At 71.2% G+C, this 5,711-nt stretch carries 4 protein-coding genes; 3 read left to right on the top strand and 1 reads right to left on the bottom strand.

Annotated elements, in window-relative coordinates; all coding sequences use genetic code 11:
- The 3 genes from D7W79_RS37920 to D7W79_RS37910 form a co-directional block, all read left to right on the top strand.
- A partial coding sequence (locus D7W79_RS37920) for a hybrid sensor histidine kinase/response regulator (protein WP_338078846.1) occupies positions 1–1,286 on the top strand: 1,286 nt, incomplete at its 5' end.
- A 201-nt stretch (positions 1,287–1,487) separates the two neighbouring features.
- Positions 1,488–2,672: an alpha/beta fold hydrolase gene (locus tag D7W79_RS37915; protein WP_120530133.1), complete on the top strand. Its 1,185-nt coding sequence runs from the start codon at positions 1,488–1,490 to the stop codon at positions 2,670–2,672.
- Between the two features lie 184 nt (positions 2,673–2,856).
- Positions 2,857–4,389, top strand: coding sequence for a methyl-accepting chemotaxis protein (locus tag D7W79_RS37910; protein ID WP_120530132.1), 1,533 nt, complete (start codon positions 2,857–2,859; stop codon positions 4,387–4,389).
- On the opposite strand, the gene D7W79_RS37905 is transcribed toward D7W79_RS37910, so the two are convergent.
- Positions 4,337–5,711 (bottom strand): MFS transporter (locus tag D7W79_RS37905; protein WP_147442256.1); only part of this gene is annotated, 1,375 nt, incomplete at its 5' end. The two genes, D7W79_RS37910 and D7W79_RS37905, sit on opposite strands and share 53 nt — an antisense overlap.

The following is a 5,711-nucleotide window of genomic DNA, read 5'->3' as shown; positions in this document are numbered from 1 at the left end:
CCAACGCCCGAGCCAACGCCGCCTTGAAGCCCTCCGTTCCCAGGACGCCCGTGCTCACCGCCGTCTCCGACGAGCCCCTCCGCACCCCCCTCGCCGACGAGCCACGCGCTCGGGTCCTCCTGGTGGACGACGTTCCCGCGAACCTGCTCGCCCTGGAGGGCATCCTGGAGCCGCTCGGCCAGCACCTGGTGGCCGTGCGCTCCGGCGACGAGGCGCTGAAAGCGCTGCTCCTGGATGAGTACGCGTGCGTGCTGATGGACGTGCAGATGCCGGGCCTGGACGGCCTGGAGACGGCGCGGCTCATCCGCACCCGCGAGCGCACGAAGCACCTGCCCATCCTCTTCATCACCGCGCTCAGCCGCGAGGCGGCCTACGTCACCCGGGGCTACGAATACGGCGCGGTGGACTACCTGCTCAAGCCGGTGGATCCGGACATCCTGCGCGCGAAGGTGTCGGTGTTCGTGGAGCTGCACCTGCGCGGGGAGAAGCTGCGGCAGCAGGCGCTGGAGCTGGCGGAGCGCCGGCGCGTGGAGGAGGAGCTGCTGCGCGCGACGGAGCTCGAGCAGCAGCTGGTGGGAATCGTGGGACACGACATCCGCACGCCGCTGGCGGCCATCCTCACCACCGCCCAGGCCCAGCTGTCCCGCGAGGCGCTGCCGGCCGCCCAGCGCAAGGCGTTCGAGCGCGTGGCCCGGGGCGGCGAGCGCATCCAGCGCATCGTGGACCAGCTGCTGGACTTCACCCGCGCGCGCGTGGGCGGAGGCATCCCGGTGGTGCCGGGCGCGGGCGACCTGAACGAGCTGTGCCGCAAGGTCACGGACGAGCTGCGCGCGGCGAGGCCCGAGCGCTCCATCCACTGCGAGTTCACCCACGACAGCCTCCACGGCGTGTGGGACCTGGACCGGCTGGCGCAGGTGGTGGCCAACCTGCTGGACAACGCGCTCAAGTACAGCCCGCGCGACACACCGGTGCGCCTGCGCACCTACGAGCAGGGCGTGGACACCGTCTACCTGGAGGTCCAGAACGCCGGGGCCCCCATCCCCGCGCACGTGCTGCCCACGCTCTTCGAGCCCTTCCGCCGCGGCGAAGGTCCGGGCCAGCGCGAGAGCCTGGGCCTGGGGCTCTACATCGCCCGCAGCATCGTGGAGGCTCACGGCGGCACCCTCCGGGTGGAATCAACCCCAGAGGTGGGTACGGTTTTCTCCCTCTGCCTGCCACGTCAGGCTTTGGCGGACGGGCGCGTGCATTCTCCCTGTGCGAGCGTCGCTTCACCGATGACGGCCTGAAACACAAGGCCGGTCGCGTCACGGGCAAGGCATTGCAGTGATGGCTGATTCCTTCACATAAAAGCCATACAACAATCCATCCACATCAAAACCTCTCATAACATGAGGCAAGGATGTGGAGGGTTTGCTACAATGCCAGACGTCCGGGAGGCGATCCGTCCGGGCGCAAAGAGTGTCCGCTTTGGGGAGGGTGCGCGACAAATGAACGACAACTCGACGTGGATTCCCGTGGATGGAAGCGACCCGATTCGTGCGTGGGTGCGACGCCCCGCTTCTGGGACGGGCCCGGGCCTGCTGCTGCTGATGGTGGAGGCGTTCGAGGGTAACGCCCACCTGAAGCTGATGGCCGAGCGCTTCAGTGAAGAGGGTTACGTGGTGGTGGTGCCGGACCTCGCCTCGCGCGGAGAGCCGGAGGAGATGGACCTGAAGCCGGTGGTGGCCTGGACGCGCGCGCTGCCGGAGGTGGTGGGGCTCCGGGGCAAGAAGCAGGTCGGCGCGCTGGGCTATGGCCTGGGCGGGACGCTGGCCGCGCAGCTGGCGGCGCACGCGCACGTGGACTGCGCGGTGGCCTACTGCGCGCCGGGGATGGAGGACGTGCTCTCGCAGGGCGGGGAGAACACGGCCCCCATCGTGCTCCACTACGCGGAGTGGGACGGCTTCGTGCCTCCGGCCGCCGTGGCGCGGGTGAAGCAGCACGTCGCCGTCGACGTGGAGCTGTACGTGTACCAGGGCGTGCGCCACGGCTTCTTCCGCGAGGGGTCGCCGGCCTACAACCGGCCCTCGCAGATGACGGCGCACACGCGCACCATCGCGCTGCTCAAGCGCGTGATGGGGCCGCGCTACGACCTGGCCGCGCTGTGGGACAAGCACACGGAGCTGGAGTTCGCCGCCCGGGACGCGGACGCGACCATGAAGACCATGGTGGCGCACCCGTACGTCAACAGCGTGCCGGTGATGACGGGCGGCGTGGGCGCGGAGTACCTGCACCGCTTCTACGAGCACCACTTCGTGCACGCGAACCCCAAGGACACGAAGATGACCCTGCTGTCGCGCACCGTGGGCGCGGACCGCGTGGTGGACGAGTTCATCTTCAGCTTCACCCACGACATCGAGATGGACTGGATGCTCCCGGGCATCCCGCCCACCGGGAAGTTCGTGGAGGTGGCCTTCGTGGCGGTGGTGAACTTCCGCGGCGACAAGCTCTACCACGAGCACATCTACTGGGATCAGGCGTCGGTGCTGGTGCAGCTGGGCCTCATCGACCGCAAGGGCCTGCCCGTCACCGGCGGCGAGGCCGCGCGCAAGCTGCTGGATGAGACCCTCCCGTCCAACACCCTGATGGAGAAGTGGGGCGAGAGCGAGCAGGACAGCCGCAAGGCCGGCTGAGGCCGGGCTGACGTCCGCGCCCCGGGGTCGTGGCTACCCAGGGCGCGGTGTCTGACTTTCACGCGCTGGGATACGCGGAGCCATTGCGCCGGCTCCTCTGGAATGTCCACAATGCGCCACCTCACTGGATGGTCCAGGGGGGCTTCGTTTCCCAGACTTCCTCTGGATTTGGCGCCGCTCCCGGATGCGACTCTCCCTGTCCCAGAAGCTCACGTTGGCGCCGCTGCTCGTGGCGCTGTTCTTCACGGCCCTCTTCTTCGGCTACCTCATCCCGCGCGTCAGCGCCGCCTTCGAGGCGCAGGGCCGGGACGTCGGGGGGACGCTGCCCGTGGCGCTGGCGGCCACGCTGCCTGCGGCGATGCCCGGGGGCCAGACGGAGTCGCTCCAGGCGGTGCTGGAGCAGGTGGCGCGCCACCACCAGGTGGCCTACCTGGCCGTCTTCGACGGGGCCGGGCAGCTGCGCGCGGTGGCGGGCGAGTACGCCCCGGCGATGCGCGAGCTGCGCGACCGGCTGGGCCGCGCGCAGGGGGAGGCGACGTTCTACGTGCGGGACGCGGAGCTGCTGGACGTCAGCTCGCGCTTCGCGAACGGGGCGGGCAGCGTGCACGTGGGCTTCAACCGCTCGGCGGCGCGCGCGCAGGTGCGGGCCATCACCACGGGTGTGAGCGTGGTGCTGCTGCTGGCGCTGGCGGCGTTCGTGGCGGTGGGCATCGTGCTGGCGCGCCGGGTGGCGGCGCCGCTGGTGCAGCTGACGGAGGCGGCCCAGCGCATCGCGGAGCACGGCGACCTGCGTGAGATGGTGCGCGTGGAGGGCTCGGACGAGGTGGCCCAGCTGGCGAAGGCCTTCTCGCTGATGGTGTCGAAGGTGAAGGACCTGCTGCAGCAGCTGCAGGCGTCGTCGGACCTCTTGCGCGGCTCCGTGGACCACCTGAACGACTCCGCGGGCCGGCAGAACGAGATGGTGTCGCGCCACGCCGCCGCGCTGCAGGAGACGCAGGTGACGGCGCAGGAGATCCGCCAGACGTCGGTGGTGGCGTCGCGCGCGGCGGAGACGGTCATCGACGTGGCGGAGCGCGCGGAGGTGCTGGGCAAGACGGGCGAGATCGCCATCACGGAGAGCATCGAGGGCATGGTGGCCCTGCGCGCCCAGGTGGAGCAGATCGCCGAGCGCATCATGGCGCTGGGCGAGCGCACCGAGCAGATCTCCGGCATCACGGAGACGGTGAAGGACCTGGCGGACCAGTCCCACCTGCTGGCGGTGAACGCGGCCATCGAGGCGGCGCGCTCCGGGGAGCACGGCAAGGGCTTCGCGGTGGTGGCGCGGGAGATCCGCGGCCTCGCGGACCAGTCCATCCGCGCGACGAACCAGGTGCGCGGCATCCTGGCGGACATCAGCACCGCCATCTTCGCCACGGTGGAAATCACCGCCGCGGGCACGCAGCGCATGGAGACGGGCCTGGCCCAGGTGCGCACGTCCGGGGACACGCTGCGCCAGCTGTCCTCCATCGTGCGCGACAGCGTGGTGTCCGCCCGTCAGATCTCGAACACGGTGAACCAGCAGGCCACCGGCATCGAGCAGATCTTCACCGCCGTGAACGAGCTCAACACGGTGATGGGCGACACGGTGAAGCGCATCTCCACCACCAGCGAGTCCGCCGTGTCGCTCAAGCTCCTGTCGGAGCGCGTGGCGGCGATGGTGCGCGACTACCGCCTGTAGCCGGGCGGGGCAGGAAGCGCTCCACCACCTGGGCCACGGTGCGCGTGGTGGCGGCGCCGGGTTCGTTCACCCGGGCCGCGAGGAAGGCGGCGCCCAGCCGGGCCACCGACGACACGACGAAGAGGACGTGCAGGTTCACCCACAGGTGGCCGCCCAGCATGAACTGCTGGGGCACCTGCGCCGCCAGCGCCCCGCCCAGGGCCGCCGCCGCCGCGTAGGCCAGCCCGCCCGCGGTGGCGAACGCCGCCAGGTAGAAGGGCCGGCCCCGGCGCGGCGCCACCGTGAGGGGCAGCGCGAAGATGGCCAGGCCGTGGCCGCTCCACAGCGAGCCCGCCAGCAGCACGTCGAACAGCAGCGGCCAGAGCGTCCCCGCCGAGGGCAGCAGCCACAGCATGGGGATGGCGCTGATGCCCAGCGAGCAGCACATCAGCACCGGCTGCGCGCCCAGCCGGTCGATGGCGCGGCCCCACAGGGGCGCCGTCAGCACGCGCACCCCCGCCACCGCCGCCGCGTGCAGCGCCATGATGACGAAGGTCATCTTGAGGTTCTGCAGGCTGTGCAGCGCGAAGAAGGGCGCGGACACGCCCACCGCCGCGTTCCACGCCACCTGGTACAGGAGCACCCGCCGCGCGCCGTCGTCCTTCCAGGGCAGCAGCGCCGCCTTGAGCTCCAGCCTGGGCGCGGTGCCCGGGGGCGCGGGGTCGTGCTGCGCGGCCATCATCAGCGTGGTGACGACGCCCATGCCGCACGCGGCGAGCGCCAGCAGCGGCAGCGCCAGGCCCACCCCGTCCAGCCCCTTCAGCCGGTCCATCAGCAGGCCCGCGGTGAGCGACGCGGCGGTGCCCATCAGCGTGGTGAGCGCGGTGCGCTTGCCGAAGAAGCGGCCCCGCACGGCGCTGGGGACCAATTCCCCCATCCACGCCACCCAGGCGTTGTTGCCCACCACGGCCAGCACCGCGGAGGCCCCCGCCACGGCGAGCAGCAGGTGCTGCTGCCCCTCCAGGGACAGGCCCAGCCACGGCATCAGCGCCATGGGCAGCAGGGCGAGCCGGGACAGGCACACCGCCGTCAGCGCCACCCGCCGGTGGCCGAAGCAGAGGGTGAGCCACGCGGCGGGGAACTGCACGAACTGCGCGAAGAACGGCAGCGCCGTCATCACACCCACCAGGAAGGGCCCCAGCTTCAGCGCGATGGCCCACGCGGTGAGCACGGTGGGACCCGCGCACGCGGTGAACACCTCCGCGAACATCCCCTCCACGATGGATACCTTCAGCGACGCGCGCAGGCGCCGATGCAGGGGCGGGCCCGGGCGGCCGTCCGGG

This window comes from Corallococcus exercitus, assembly GCF_003611585.1.
In the GTDB taxonomy this organism is placed as follows: domain Bacteria; phylum Myxococcota; class Myxococcia; order Myxococcales; family Myxococcaceae; genus Corallococcus; species Corallococcus exercitus.
This window is presented reverse-complemented; position numbering and strand designations above follow the sequence as displayed.